This window comes from Pseudomonas frederiksbergensis (assembly GCF_900105495.1).
Taxonomy (GTDB): Bacteria; Pseudomonadota; Gammaproteobacteria; order Pseudomonadales; family Pseudomonadaceae; genus Aquipseudomonas; species Aquipseudomonas frederiksbergensis.
Genome location: NZ_FNTF01000002.1, coordinates 2648772 through 2661729 on the forward strand (window position 1 = coordinate 2648772; position 12958 = coordinate 2661729).

General features: G+C 53.5%; 13 protein-coding genes and 1 pseudogene. 8 read left to right on the forward strand and 6 right to left on the reverse strand.

Annotated elements, in window-relative coordinates:
- Nucleotides 1–235: 235 nt before the first annotated feature.
- Complete coding sequence (locus BLW70_RS31050) at nt 236–1270, forward strand: hypothetical protein (protein ID WP_235864997.1); 1035 nt, start codon at nt 236–238, stop codon at nt 1268–1270.
- Nucleotides 1271–1272: 2 nt separating this feature from the next.
- On the forward strand, nt 1273–1722 hold the full coding sequence (locus BLW70_RS12485; protein WP_074874352.1) for an SMI1/KNR4 family protein: 450 nt from the start codon (nt 1273–1275) through the stop codon (nt 1720–1722).
- Nucleotides 1723–2114: 392 nt separating this feature from the next.
- On the opposite strand, the gene tnpC is transcribed toward BLW70_RS12485, so the two are convergent.
- The 4 genes from tnpC to BLW70_RS12505 all read right to left on the reverse strand — a co-directional run bounded on the left by tnpC (nt 2115) and on the right by BLW70_RS12505 (nt 4751).
- Complete coding sequence (tnpC, locus tag BLW70_RS12490) at nt 2115–3683, reverse strand: IS66 family transposase (RefSeq protein WP_074874355.1); 1569 nt, start codon at nt 3681–3683, stop codon at nt 2115–2117.
- Nucleotides 3684–3745: 62 nt separating this feature from the next.
- Nucleotides 3746–4081, reverse strand: a complete 336-nt coding sequence (gene tnpB / locus BLW70_RS31055; RefSeq protein WP_074874357.1) for an IS66 family insertion sequence element accessory protein TnpB — start codon at nt 4079–4081, stop codon at nt 3746–3748.
- A complete protein-coding gene (gene tnpA / locus BLW70_RS12500) occupies nt 4078–4401 on the reverse strand; it encodes an IS66-like element accessory protein TnpA (RefSeq protein ID WP_074874360.1) in 324 nt (107 codons plus the stop codon). Before tnpA ends, tnpB begins: the two co-directional genes overlap by 4 nt.
- Nucleotides 4402–4442: 41 nt before the next feature.
- On the reverse strand, nt 4443–4751 hold the full coding sequence (locus BLW70_RS12505) for a hypothetical protein (RefSeq protein ID WP_074874362.1): 309 nt from the start codon (nt 4749–4751) through the stop codon (nt 4443–4445).
- Between the two features lie 110 nt (nt 4752–4861).
- Between BLW70_RS12505 and BLW70_RS31350 the strand changes: the two genes are divergently transcribed.
- Nucleotides 4862–5842, forward strand: coding sequence for a hypothetical protein (locus tag BLW70_RS31350; RefSeq protein WP_074874363.1), 981 nt, complete (start codon nt 4862–4864; stop codon nt 5840–5842).
- The gene (locus tag BLW70_RS12515) at nt 5839–6264 is read left to right on the forward strand and encodes a hypothetical protein (protein ID WP_218022565.1); all 426 of its coding nucleotides are present in this window, start codon (nt 5839–5841) and stop codon (nt 6262–6264) included. The genes BLW70_RS31350 and BLW70_RS12515 overlap by 4 nt, the downstream gene beginning before the upstream one ends.
- On the opposite strand, the gene BLW70_RS12520 is transcribed toward BLW70_RS12515, so the two are convergent.
- Nucleotides 6255–6803, reverse strand: a complete 549-nt coding sequence (locus BLW70_RS12520) for an RNA 2'-phosphotransferase (protein ID WP_074880527.1) — start codon at nt 6801–6803, stop codon at nt 6255–6257. The two genes, BLW70_RS12515 and BLW70_RS12520, sit on opposite strands and share 10 nt — an antisense overlap.
- Before the next feature lie 277 nt (nt 6804–7080).
- Nucleotides 7081–7587 (reverse strand): hypothetical protein, encoded by a 507-nt coding sequence (locus BLW70_RS12525; protein WP_074874365.1) that lies wholly within the window; start codon nt 7585–7587, stop codon nt 7081–7083.
- Between the two features lie 110 nt (nt 7588–7697).
- Between BLW70_RS12525 and BLW70_RS30885 the strand changes: the two genes are divergently transcribed.
- From BLW70_RS30885 to BLW70_RS30680, 4 genes and pseudogenes are all read left to right on the forward strand, one after another.
- The gene (locus tag BLW70_RS30885; RefSeq protein WP_074874366.1) at nt 7698–8714 is read left to right on the forward strand and encodes a hypothetical protein; all 1017 of its coding nucleotides are present in this window, start codon (nt 7698–7700) and stop codon (nt 8712–8714) included.
- Nucleotides 8695–8964: a hypothetical protein gene (locus BLW70_RS12535; RefSeq protein WP_074874368.1), complete on the forward strand. Its 270-nt coding sequence runs from the start codon at nt 8695–8697 to the stop codon at nt 8962–8964. The genes BLW70_RS30885 and BLW70_RS12535 overlap by 20 nt, the downstream gene beginning before the upstream one ends.
- Nucleotides 8965–9273: 309 nt before the next feature.
- A pseudogene (locus BLW70_RS12540) lies at nt 9274–12501 on the forward strand (DUF637 domain-containing protein); the annotation flags it as partial.
- Between the two features lie 4 nt (nt 12502–12505).
- Nucleotides 12506–12754, forward strand: a complete 249-nt coding sequence (locus BLW70_RS30680) for a hypothetical protein (RefSeq protein ID WP_159439161.1) — start codon at nt 12506–12508, stop codon at nt 12752–12754.
- Nucleotides 12755–12958 lie beyond the last annotated feature (204 nt).

The following is a 12958-nucleotide window of genomic DNA, read 5'->3' on the forward strand; positions in this document are numbered from 1 at the left end:
CTACCTGTTCCAGAAGCGTTCGACATCACGTCAAGACATTTCCCGCTATTGCGCCGGAACCGTTCGGTTTAGGTGTTTCCGCTCGTCAATTACGCTTTCTGGATCCAACCATTCATTGACGCCAGAATAATGGCCATCTAATATCGCGCCACTATTATGCACCATCGCATCAATGGTTTGACTGACGCTTTGCTGATTCACCTCTTTGAGGGTTCATTGCGCCGCCTCGGTACCGGTGGATGACCCGAACTATCAGGCGATCAAAGCGCTTGAAACTGATGGGAAAGGTTTCAAGGATGCTCAGAGTGCATTTTTCGCCACTGGCGCATTTGACGAATACTCGAAATGGGATCAGGTCAATGACGACCTGCTGCTCAACGATAAGGATCTCAAACAGTCAGCACGGGCCAGCCGTGCGGTACTCGGGGCAATAGGAGCTGCTGCCGGGTTCGGTGGTGCGATACTCACCACGCCGGCTTGTGTGACCGGGGTCGGCTGCGCTATACCTGCGTTCTCGGGGTTGGGTGGCGCGGCCTCCTTTGTTGATGGATGGCAGGCCACGGGGCAGTTGTTTGCTCCCTACGATTACACTCAAGGAAGTAAGGTTCTCGCGTCTTTTGACAGTGCTACCTATCCTGGTGACGTGAACCCGCTTCGCGACTATGGGACTGAAGCGGCCAAAGCGGCGTTGGAAATTGCGTTGCTCAAGGGGGCAGGGAAGTACCTGGAGGGGACTGGGGCTTCGGTTCTGGTTTCGGGGGTTAAGAAGGACGGTGCGGTTGTAGGTGATGGTGCAAAAGCAACTGCAAGTACTGCCGGAAGCGCTGCTCAAAATGGTGAGTCCGCGACAGGACTTCTGAGCACTCAGTTGGCCAAGGACGCAAAGTCGTATCTTACGGACATCCAAAGTTTGACGGGTAGGCAGTTTACCCCTCAACAATTGGAGCTTTTGAAAGCTGATCTTCAAGAAAATTCTTACTCGCGCCTGTCTAAAGAAGAAGTAAAGTTGAATAGGGCTGAGTTTGATAGTAAGTTGCCAAGTCTGCGAAGAGAGTGGGAAAAGAATACAGGTGAGAGTTGGCCAAAAGAAACGTATGTTGATAAATATGGAAAGGAGGCTACTAGAAATTACGACGCCCATCATGTTATTGAGAATAAGTTTGGCGGTAAGGCGGAGTGGTGGAATATCACACATGCAGTGAGAGGCGTGGAGCACCAGGGTGGTATTCATAGGGCTCAAGGACCAGCGGAAAAAATATTTGGTAAATAATCATGAAGAATAAAGAAGAGTTAAAGTCATTGATTGAGATTGTAACGTCCTCTGAGGATTATGAAGGTAATTACGGCTACCATATAACAGGCGCTAATGCTGCGTTAAGCAATGTTGATGAATCAGATCGTCAGCAGGCTCCAAATGACTATCTAGAATTTCTCACGGAATTTGGCTTTGGTGAACTAGACGCGGCATTTCACCTTGATGATGGTCCGGAGAAATACTCGAATATATGTGGCCGGGAAATAGCAGGCTATGAGGGTATGTACGTATTCGGTGGTAACTCGAGTGATGTGCTATATGCTTTCGACGCAACGAATAATTGGCGTGTCGTAGAGATTAGTTCTGAGTTGGATGGGGTTGATGTGTTGGCATCAAGCTTTTCTGATTTTATCTTGGAGAGGCTGAAGTATATTAAGGCTCTGATTGATCGGCGTGCGGCTAGCTGATTATTGGAAAAGTGAAAGACGGGGCCAAGGAACAGCGAGGTCAGACCACGATTTCAATCTTTAATGGTTTTATGTTTTTTATCGGAGGCGAAAAGGGGACCAAAAAGGGGACGGATTTGGGACGGATTTATTTACTGCTACGTCCACGAAAAATGAGACTTCATTGACGAGGGCAGAGGTAGATTTGCGGAACGCCACGCGTGATGGAGAGTGCTTGATCAAGGGCTGTGTCCCGGCTGACTATATTAAATTTATCGATAAATAGGTATTTGTCATGGATCGGAAAACAAACGACCTGCTTAATAGTATTCCGGAACATGCAGATTATCACCAACACCATCCAGAACGGCACGCTTTACGACGTATGCGTCCGGGCATCACGTCTTGCGTGATTAAACCGGCTGCCACTTATGCGGAAGCAGCTGCTCGATTTCACTCGCCCGCTGCGTCGGTAGACGCGTGAGAACATCCTTTAGATAGGCGTACGGATCATGGCCATTCAGCCGCGCAGACTGGATCAAGCTCATGATCGCCGCCGCCCTTTTTCCGCTGCGTAGCGATCCGGCGAAGAGCCAGTTCTTGCGTCCAAGGGCCCATGGTCGGATCTGGTTTTCCGCCCAATTATTATCAATAGGTACGGCCCCGTCATTGAGGTAGCGCGACAGCGCGGCCCAGCGTTTGAGGCTGTAATCAAATGCTCTGCTGATGGCTGAACCTTCGGGCACAAGATCACGCTGGGCGATCATCCAGGCATGCAGCCTATCCATCACTGGCGCGGCTTTTTCTTGCCGTATTCGGCGCCGTAATTCCGACTCCAGGTCACGTACTTCGCTCTCGATTTCGTACAACAACTGGATGTAACGCAGGGCCTGCTCGGCGAGCTGGCTCTTGTTGGTGGTATTCAATTCGAAAAACTTGCGCCGGGCGTGGGCCATGCAGCCGATCTCGGTCACGCCGATCTCGAAGCTGGCCTTGTAACCGCCAAAATCGTCGCAGACCAACTTGCCTTTCCAGCCTTGCAGGAAGTTGCGAGCATGCTCACCGGCGCGGCTGGGGCTGAAGTCGTAGACGACAGCGGCTGTTTCGCAGAACTGGCTGGTGGCGTAAGCCCAAACATAAGAGCGGTGGGTTTTCTTCGTGCCCGGAGCGAGCATCTGTACGGGTGTTTCATCCGCGTGCACGACCTGCTGCCCGATCACTACGTCACGCAGGGCATCGACCAGTGGCTGCAGCTGCACGCCCGTAACGCCGACCCATTGAGCCAAAGTGGAGCGTGGAATTGACAAGCCAGCTCGACCAAAAATCGATTCCTGACGGTAAAGCGGAAGATGATCAGCGAACTTCGCGATCATGACGTGCGCAAGTAATCCGGCAGTCGGGATGCCCTTGTCGATAACTTGCGCAGGTACCGGCGCCTGGATCAGCGTTTCGCAGTCATCGCAAACCCACTTGCCACGAACATGGCGCTCAACGGTGAACACGCCCGGCGTGTAGTCCAGCTTTTCGCTGACATCTTCACCGATGCGCTTCAGTGCGCAGCCGCATGGGCAGTGAGTGTTGTCCGGTTCGTGATGGATCAACGTGCGCGGGAATTCTGCCGGCAATGCCGTGCGCTTGGGCTTTTGCTTTTTCTCGGTCGCCGCTGGTGCTATTTGCAACGCCTGAAGCTCGGCCTCAATCGCCGCAATATCGGTATCGATCAGGTCATCCAGCAGGCTGGCCTGCTGAGGATTCATCTGCTCGCTACGCTTGGCAAACTTCAAACGCTTGAGCTGTGCGATCTCGTGGGTCAGCTTTTCGATCACCGTTTGATCGCGGTTGATCTTCTTGCCCATGGTTTCGACCGTTCTGCCCATGGTCTCTACCGTCTTGCCCATGGTCTCCACTTGCGACAGCAACTGCGCAGCGAATGCACGCAGTTGGTCGGGAGTCATTTGATCGAGATTGGGCGAGGAAGTCATGCCGTGGATTTTACCAAAGCAGACCGCCTGCGACAGCAAACCAAGACGCTAATTAAAGTTTTTTAAAGCAGTGTAATTACACCTCCGACGCCAACACGTTGCCAAGAGAGGCCGAGCACCAAGGCCTGAAGTTGCTCAGTATCCAACTGCATTTCGCTGCCTTGTCGAAGGCCTGGCCAGTGAAACTTGCCTTGGTTCAAGCGACGTGCAGCCAGCCAAACGCCGATCCCATCGTGTACCAGCACTTTCATCCGAGTCGCGCGGCGATTGGCAAACAGATAAGCACAGTGCGGCTTCGCCGCACCGAAGACCTCGATCACCCTGGCCAGCGCAGTCTCGGTACCGGCGCGCATATCCATGGGCTCGGTGGCGAGCCAAATGGCGTCGATACGGATCATCGCAACACGTCTCGAAGGAAAGCGGCGCAGGCAGCAGCACTATCGGTCGGCCAGTTCACTTTGACGGTGCCGCGTGGGTGCAGGATCTCAATGCTGATATTCGATGAAGGTGGGTGTGCCCTTATCTGCATGGGCAATGGGATAAATGCTGGTTGAAGCGCTGGGCTTTTGTGCGCGTGCACTCGAATCCATTTGTGGACGAGGTTGGCGTTGAGGCTATGGCTGAGGGCGACGCCGGCAATCGAAGCGCCGGGTTGGGCACACTCTTGAATGACCTGGGCCTTGAAGGATTTGGAATAGGAACGGCGTGTTGGCTGCATGACATACCCGCTTAAAGGGCTAGAACTGGTGCCCACTTAAATTAAGTGCACACCATGTCCAAGCGTTGCGGGGTTGGGTAGATGACTTGGCCGGACGCATACTTTACGACAACACCCTCGGCCAACTGACCGGTTCGCTGAGCAGCGAGCAGACCGCCTCGGTCGGCGGTATCAACATCAACCTGGGCAAACGCAGCACCGGCGCCAGCGCTCAGGTGCCCAAGGATGTCACGCGCATCGAACGTGTGGATGCCGATGGCGTGAAGCAAGTCAGCTTCGTCCCAGTCGACTTCCGGGGTGTGCCGTTTGCCGCCGTGGACCTTCCGACTGCCCAACGGCCCGTATGGCATGTTCGTGCAGAGTCGCAATCCGCAAAGCCGTTACCTGATCGAAACCAACCCGGAGCTGACCCAGTCCGCGGCGTTCATGAGTTCCGATTATCTGTTGGGCAGGCTCCGACATGGTTGCCACCAAGGATGGCATTTACGATCCTTCGGCAAAATGGGTGGACTTGGGTAACGGCCAATACGTCCAGCAGTTAGCAAAGCTCGACCTGGATCTCGTAGCCTATATCCGAGCGTCGACCAGCAACTACACTTGGGCGGCTTTCCCCGTTGCTCCTGATCATGACTGGAACAAAACACCAAATGTCAGTGATGAGGTTCGTGATCGCCTCTCGGGTCGGGTGCTGGATACCCAGGGTGGTTTCCGCTCGTCTGTTCTTGTCGATGGAGAGGCGTTCAATCCACGTTTCCTACCTTGTGGTGACGCTTCGTGTGTTGCAAGCGGGGCCGGCATTGACCTGAAGGATCCAGAAACTCAGCGCTGGATCAGTGCAGGAAACACGAAGGCGGCAAAAGATGCCTTGGCAGTCGGGTCGCTCGCGCCTTTGCCAATGGCGTGGATTGGTAAGGTACTGGGATCTGTTTTTGGAAAAGGGGTTGCGAGCGAGGCGATAGGTGGGGGAAGCTCGGCTGTCGTGGCGAAAGGCTTGGGAAACGCCGCAGGAGAGGCAAAAGGCGTAGGCAATGCAACACTTTATGCAGATGATATTTGCTTCTCGCAGAATACTGTTTCGTTCAACAAAATGGACCGGATTTCTGGCACGAACTACACCTACGACGATTTAGTCCAAAGCATGAAAACCAATGGCTGGAAAGGTGATCCGGTGGATGTGGTGAAAATGCCTGATGGCAAGCTGACTAGTATGGATAACACCCGAATTGCTGCTGCCAGAGAAGCGGGGATCGACGTTAACGCTAGCGTTCGTGGATTTGATGATCCATTGACGTCAGCTATTCAAGAGGCGAGAGGATGGCAGAGTTTTGATACTTGGGGAGAGGCAATAACTGGTCGTATAAACAAGCAGTCAGGAGGGTTTTCTACTTCCAATCCTTACGGTTCAACAGAGCCACCACGTATTTCTGGAGGCGGGAAATGATGAAGCCTTTTTTGTATGAGCTTCCAATTTTGCCAAATGGCTTTCAATTTCCGATTGACTATCTAAATGTGGTTTTGGCTGGCGAGATAGATATAGGGCCTTGGAGATTTTTAACGGAAGATATGGCGCGCTCTCTCTTTTATTATGGCTCTATGCTTTTGAAATTTCCGGAGGCTGTGCTGGTTCCATTTGCAATTATTCAAGATGAGTCAGGATTGTATAATGATGGTTGGGTAGTCCTCGCTTGTTTTGATGGAAGCAAGGCGGGCAATTCAGATGTTCGGATTTATGACTATTCAAGGCCAAAATCGAGCCCTTGGGATAACGTTGCTTACTCTGGCTTCTCTGAATGGTTTAGGGCTGCTAAAGAAGAATCTGCTCGCTATAAAGCTGATGGAGTCGAAGGCGAAGACTATTCCTGATGTATAAAAAAAATGGGGACATGACCCGTTAACCATACGTCATTTTCAGCCTGAAAAAAGTTGAAGCCCTGCTGGTGCATCCGCAGGGCTTCAACTTTTAGCACCACAGGCTTTCCATATCGGTGTCCGACAGTTACAGCTGTGGCCATATCTTGTGATAGATGTACGTGATGGCGAGCGCCTGCAATTAATCCTTGTTGCTGAATTGACTCTAGAAAGCGAGTAGCTGTTCCGTGGTGCAAGAATTCGGGTGGCTCTTTCTCAATGTACTGGAGGTTTACGCTTTCAGTTGAATGCCCCTGCACGGCGCGAATGTATTGCGCATCGTTAGAAATAGCAAAACGCTTTTTATCGCTGCTGCTGACTACTACCAAGAGCAGTTCGCGATTTAGAATATGCCCTTCCTTAGCTGCACCTGCAATTAAGGAATCAATATTTGCCCAGCCCTCTGTGTCTAACTGGAGTCCAATGGATTGCGGTTCATGTCGCAATACATAGCTGAGAAACTTACTGGCTTCGTTGAGCTGTTTGCTGTTCATGGTTGTTACTCTGACTTTGGGTAGGGTGCAAGAAATCGCTTTGTCTAGCGTTTCAAAATCATCGCGTTCAGTGAGGCTTTTCCAGAGCAAACCTTGGTGGTGGTCGATTCTTGGCATTGTCACCTCTGGTTCTGGTGAGGGTTAATTGACGTATCTATTTTTCGGCTCTCTGTTGCTATCTTTACGCTGATTTCTGGCCATTTTTACCTTCGGAGATAGATTCGCCGCTCTTGCTGGCGTCGATAAACGGGGACAGACCGGGGGGATCCCCACAAATTTACTCCAACACCTGCGCCTGTTGATGTACCTCGTTTCGCAACGCATGCTCAAGTCTTTCCAAGGTTTTTCGAGAGCTTGAGCCGCGTCCGCTGCGCCAGTATTCCAAGCCCCGTCGCCACAGCGACAACACCCGTCGGCGTTTAAGCAGAGCGACGTCACCACCTGGAATGAAAACGGCAACACCGTTTACGCCGCCGTGTTGCAAGCCGGTGGCAACGTCAGGCTGAACGTCACCAACACCATCCAGAACGGCACGCTTTACGACAACACCCTCGGCCAACTGACCGGTTCGCTGAGCAGCGAGCAGACCGCCTCGGTCGGCGGTATCAACATCAACCTGGGCAAACGCAGCACCGGCGCCAGCGCTCAGGTGCCCAAGGATGTCACGCGCATCGAACGTGTGGATGCCGATGGCGTGAAGCAAGTCAGCTTCGTCCCAGTCGACTTCCGGGGTGTGCCGTTTGCCGCCGTGGACCTTCCGACTGCCCAACGGCCCGTATGGCATGTTCGTGCAGAGTCGCAATCCGCAAAGCCGTTACCTGATCGAAACCAACCCGGAGCTGACCCAGTCCGCGGCGTTCATGAGTTCCGATTATCTGTTGGGCAGGCTCCGACATGGTTGCCACCAAGGATGGTTTTTACGATCCTTCGGCAAAATGGGTCGACTTGGGTAACGGTCAATACGTCCAGCAGTTAGCAAAGCTCGACCTGGATCTCGTAGCCTACATCCGAGCGTCGACCAGCAACTACACTTGGGCGGCTTTCCCCGTTGCACCTGATCATGACTGGAGCAAAACACCGAGTGTGAGTGACGAGGTTCGAGATCGTCTCTCGGGTCGGGTGCTGGATACCCAGGGTGGTTTCCGCTCGTCTGTTCTTGTCGATGGAGAGGCGTTCAATCCACGCTTCCTGCCTTGTGGTGACGCTTCGTGTGTTGCAAGCGGGGCCGGCATTGACCTGAAGGATCCAGAAACTCAGCGCTGGATCAGTGCAGGAAACACGACGGCGGCAAAAGATGCCTTGGCAGTCGGGTCGCTCGCGCCTTTGCCAATGGCGTGGATTGGTAAGGTACTGGGATCTGTTTTTGGAAAAGGGGTTGCGAGCGAGGCGATAGCTGGGGGAAGCTCGACTGTCGTGGCGAAAGGCTTGGGAGACGTAGGGGGGACAAAGGGAGGATTGGGGAGAGTTGAGCCACCCATCCCCAAAGTTGATGTCACAAATGACTTTATGATGAGCGTGTCCAACACCGGGGGCACTACTCTCAGGTATGGCAATCCTGAGGGCGTAGCAGGATTGGTCGTGAATGTGGATAAGGCGGGAGTGCTGGGATTTGAGATTCGTGCAGCACAGAATCATCCTTTTTACGATGCATCAGGCACTGATATGTTCTCCAGCGCAATGCAACGCCTCGGCAATGAAGGCATCCAGGTCAATCAAATCCGTGGGGCTTGGGAGGCGGGTACTGATAGCGTTAACACTGCTCAATATATGCAGAATATAAGCAAAGGAATGTCAAAAGAAAGTGCTGCTTTGAATACCTGGACAGGCCAAATATCCCAAAAATATGGATACGCGAAGGTCGAAAAAATTGAAACCATCGGCGAAATTACATATGTCACTTTCGGAAAATAGACATTTGTTAGCGCAAATATTGGATGGAAAGCCGCCAAGCATCGTGTTGAACATGATGCTGGAGGTCGTTCATGATTTGGATAAATACGCTTTAGCAGATATTTTTTTGGAAGAGTTTGATCGTTTGGATAGCAGAATCCTTCCTGTAATATGGAAATGGAAAAGTGCCAAATCTATTAGAGGTATATCTGATAAACAATTTGATGAGGCCGTGTTGTTGCTGATGAGATCTGCGGGTTACATAGTGTAAATAATAGGGAGGAAACCCCGAGGGTTTCCCTCGAATTCATTGGTAAACGGGGACAGACCCTGAGGGATCCCCACAAATCTACTCCAACGCCTGTGCCTGTTGATGTACCTCGGCTCGCAACGCGCGCTCAAGTCTCTCCAAGGTTTTTCGAGAGTTTGAGCCGCGTCCGCTGCGCTAGTATTCCAAGCCCAGTCACCACAGCGACAATACGCCGCCGGCGTTTAAGGCTATGGATAAACGGGGACAGACCACGTTTATCTTGAGGGTGGGGTAGGGCTCATTCGATTTAAACGTGGTCTGTCCCTGATTCCCCAAAGCCGTTACCTGATCGAAACCAACCCGGAGCTGACCCAGTCCGCGGCGTTCATGAGTTCCGATTATCTGTTGGGCAAGCTCAACTTCAGCGCCGATGACGCCGCGCGCCGTCTCGGTGACGGTCGTTATGAGTCGCGTTTGATCAGCGATGCGGTGCTGGCCCAGACCGGCCAACGCTTTCTCGCCAACGGGCTGAACGACGATAACGAGCAGTTCCGTTATCTCATGGACAACGCCCTCACCAGCAAAACCGCGTTGAACCTGTCCGTGGGTGTGAGGCTGACTTCCGAACAAGTCGCGGCCCTGACCCACGACATCGTGTGGATGGAAGAGCGCATCGTCGATGGTCAGAAAGTGCTGGTGCCGGTGCTGTATCTGGCGCAAGCCGAATCGCGCAACGTGCGCGGCGGCAGCCTGATCCAGGGCCGCGACCTGACCCTGATCGCCGGCAATGACCTGGTCAACGTCGGCACCCTGCGCGGCACCCACGACCTGTCCGCCGACGTCAAAGGCAGCCTCTATCAGGGCGGTCTGGTCGAAGCCAATGAACGCCTGAGCCTCATGGCCACGGACAGCATTCGCAACGCCCTGGCCGGCGAAATTCGCGGCAACCAGGTCAGCCTCACCACCCTCAGGGGCGACATCGTCAACGACCGCACCGCCATCGCCGTGGGTGAAGGCTCCGGCATGCGCACCCTGGTCGATGACGGCGGCAGCATCAGCGCCCGCGACACGCTGAGCATCAAATCTGGCCGCGACCTGACCAACTCATCGGCCATCAGCAGCGGCGGCGACGCCAGCCTGAGCGCCACCCGCGACCTCAACCTGCTGGCCACACGCAACGAAAGCGAAATCCACGAGATGGAAGATGGCGGCCATCGCTCCACCATCACCACCACCGTGGAAAACCTGGCGTCCAGCGTCACCGCCGGCGGCAACCTCACCCTCGACGCTGGCCGCGACATCAACGTCATCGCCAGCACCGCCAAGGCCGAAGGCAACCTCACCGCCGACGCCGGGCGCGACCTAAACCTGGCCTCTGCCGGCGACGAACACAACGTCGAAACCCGCAGCAAGGACGGCAAAAAGCGCATCCACGAAGAGGACAACCACACCGTTCAGAAAGCGGCCGAGTTCATTGCAGGCGGCAATGTGGTGACCCGCTCAGGACGCGATACCACGCTGATCGCGAGCAAGATCAGCGCGGGGAACGAGGCGTATGTGTATGCGGGTAATGACCTGAATCTGCTGGCGGCGCAGAACAAGGATTACACGCTGTATGACATGAAGGAGAAGGGTGGTTGGGGTGCGATGAAAGCCCAACATGACGAGATCACCCAAGTAACCCACGTCGGCACTGAGATCAAGACCGGTGGCAACCTGACGCTGGTCAGCGGCGGCGATCAGCGTTATCAGGTGGCAAAACTTCACAGTGACAAGGACATCATTCTCGACAGCGGTGGTTCGATCGTTTTTGAAGGGGTGAAAGATCTTCACGACGAGAACCACTCCAAGAGTGACAGCGACCTCGCCTGGTTCGAAGCCAAAGGCAGCGGTCGCACCGATGAAACCCTCCGTCAGAGTGAACTGGTTGCCCAAGGCCGACTGGTCATCAAGGCTGCTGGCCAGATCAGCATCGACATCAAACAAGTCGACCAGCAAAGCGTCAGCCAGACCATCGACGCAATGGTTGACGCCGACCCGAATCTTGCCTGGATGAAACAGGCTGAGGCCCGCGGCGACATCGACTGGCGTCAGGTGAAGGAGATTCACGAGAGCTTCAAGTACGACAATTCGGGGCTCGGGGCGGGGGCAAAAATCGCCATTGCCATCCTGATGTCTTTCATCATGGGCCCGGCGGGGCTGGGCTTGGTGGGCGCTGGTGCCGGGGGCGCAGTTGCCACCAGCCTGGCGACCACTGCTGTTACCAGCACCATCAGCAACAAAGGCAATCTGGGCGCGGCGTTCAAAGAAACATTCAGCGCTGACAGCCTAAAAAGTGCCGCAATTGCTGGGTTCACTGCGGGCATGCTCAATTATGCGGACGAAAATTGGTTTGCGGCCGCATCGCAAGGCTCGACATCCGCCAACCTGCTGACCAGCACTAATTTCACCGACATTGCGGCGCGGGTAGCTGGGCGGGCGGTGATCTCCAGCAGTATCTCAACCGCGATTGGAGGCGGCAACTTTGGCGACAACCTTGGTGCGGCGCTGGTGGGAGAGGCCGGGAATGTGGCCATGGCCACAGGCTTCAACTGGATCGGCGACACCATCAAGTTTCCAGAGGGTAGTCTTGAGAAAACCGTAGCGCATGCGTTGATGGGCGGTCTGCTATCGCAGGCGATGGGGGGCGATTTTGCCACCGGTGCAGCAGCGGCCGGACTTAACGAAGTCATGATGAACCAGCTGATCAGCCTTGCGGATGGCAACGACCAGTTGCAAGTAATGATGTCGCAGTTGACGGGGCTGGTGGCCGCTGCGGCGGTAGATGGGGATCTCCAGCAGGGAGCCAGCATTGCTGGGAATGCCACGACCTACAACTATCTCTATCACCGCGAGGTGAAAGAAATGTTGGCGGAAATGGACAGCAAGGAGACTGAGGAAGAGAAGCGAGCTGTTAGAGATCGATACGCCGACCTCGACGAGCAGCGTGAGCTGGAGCGTGATGAGCTTTGCAAGCGATCCCCCGAAATCTGTCAAGCAATTGCACATGGTCTGGTGGATGACGATCAGAAACTGACTGCACTGATTGAGCAGCTGAGAACCGAAGGTAAGGGAGGATCAGCTCACTTAGTAGGTCATATACAGGAAGGGAATCTAAGCTCCGCAGGGTTTATGGCAGCTGATGTGAGTTCTTCGAATGGTAGTGTCCTGACTAGGATTGCTGCAGATTTTGTAAGAATGGGCGTCGGAATTATTCCTGGTCTAGGAGGTGGAAAGGGAACGACAACACAGAAGGAGATTGGAACCATCACGACAAGAACAACGAAAAATGAAACCCGTCTAGGTGGTCAACCAGGAGAGCCTGGTGTAAAAATAGTGTTCAAGGACGGCACCGAATTTGATATGACGCGAACTAGAGTTAAGGAAACCGAAAGTAATCCTTATGTTCCAGGTCGCACTAGACCAGTAAAATTTGACGATGCTGTGAATAAACAAGGTGATAAGCGAGCTCCGACAAAAGCGGAGCTGGAATGGTTTGATAGTATTAAATGGGACTGATGAGATGATTGACTCAAAAACTGGTGAGCGAATTTTGGTCCAGCTGGATGAGGTTTATGGTCCATATATTCGCGTGTCAACATTTCAAGATGGTGGCGCACTGGAAGAAGTTTTGGATGAGATTTATTATGTGCTTTATTGGAAAGGAGTCCCTGAGGATCTCAAGGACTTTGGCGGTAATGAATACTATTTTGGCGGTGCTGCTGATCCGGTAAAGTTACAAGTTATTCTGGATGCCATTGAGTTTAACTGACGGCGGGGAGCCGGGCCAACAGCGCGACTGTTAAACGCTTTCCACAGCTGGAAGTACAGGCCGATGCCGATCAGCCGTTCCAGTTGTCAAACGTAAAGTGGACGGATTTATTTACTGCTGAAGCTGCTGTTTTGGTAGATAGAAGTATCATAGGTCCTAAGTTGGAAATTCCAATGGAGGAGTACTCAGCTATACGGCCCGGCG

What these genes read in the sequence shown, in the direction of transcription:
- BLW70_RS12485 (WP_074874352.1), top strand. Translation starts at nt 1,273, where the DNA reads ATGAAGAATAAAGAAGAGTTAAAGTCATTGATTGAGATTGTAACGTCC.
- tnpC (WP_074874355.1), bottom strand. Translation starts at nt 3,683, where the DNA reads ATGACTTCCTCGCCCAATCTCGATCAAATGACTCCCGACCAACTGCGT.
- tnpB (WP_074874357.1), bottom strand. Translation starts at nt 4,081, where the DNA reads ATGATCCGTATCGACGCCATTTGGCTCGCCACCGAGCCCATGGATATG.
- tnpA (WP_074874360.1), bottom strand. Translation starts at nt 4,401, where the DNA reads ATGCAGCCAACACGCCGTTCCTATTCCAAATCCTTCAAGGCCCAGGTC.
- BLW70_RS12505 (WP_074874362.1), bottom strand. Translation starts at nt 4,751, where the DNA reads ATGCCATACGGGCCGTTGGGCAGTCGGAAGGTCCACGGCGGCAAACGG.
- BLW70_RS31350 (WP_074874363.1), top strand. Translation starts at nt 4,862, where the DNA reads ATGGTTGCCACCAAGGATGGCATTTACGATCCTTCGGCAAAATGGGTG.
- BLW70_RS12515 (WP_218022565.1), top strand. Translation starts at nt 5,839, where the DNA reads ATGATGAAGCCTTTTTTGTATGAGCTTCCAATTTTGCCAAATGGCTTT.
- BLW70_RS12520 (WP_074880527.1), bottom strand. Translation starts at nt 6,803, where the DNA reads ATGAACAGCAAACAGCTCAACGAAGCCAGTAAGTTTCTCAGCTATGTA.
- BLW70_RS12525 (WP_074874365.1), bottom strand. Translation starts at nt 7,587, where the DNA reads ATGCCATACGGGCCGTTGGGCAGTCGGAAGGTCCACGGCGGCAAACGG.
- BLW70_RS30885 (WP_074874366.1), top strand. Translation starts at nt 7,698, where the DNA reads ATGGTTGCCACCAAGGATGGTTTTTACGATCCTTCGGCAAAATGGGTC.
- BLW70_RS12535 (WP_074874368.1), top strand. Translation starts at nt 8,695, where the DNA reads ATGTCACTTTCGGAAAATAGACATTTGTTAGCGCAAATATTGGATGGA.
- BLW70_RS30680 (WP_159439161.1), top strand. Translation starts at nt 12,506, where the DNA reads ATGATTGACTCAAAAACTGGTGAGCGAATTTTGGTCCAGCTGGATGAG.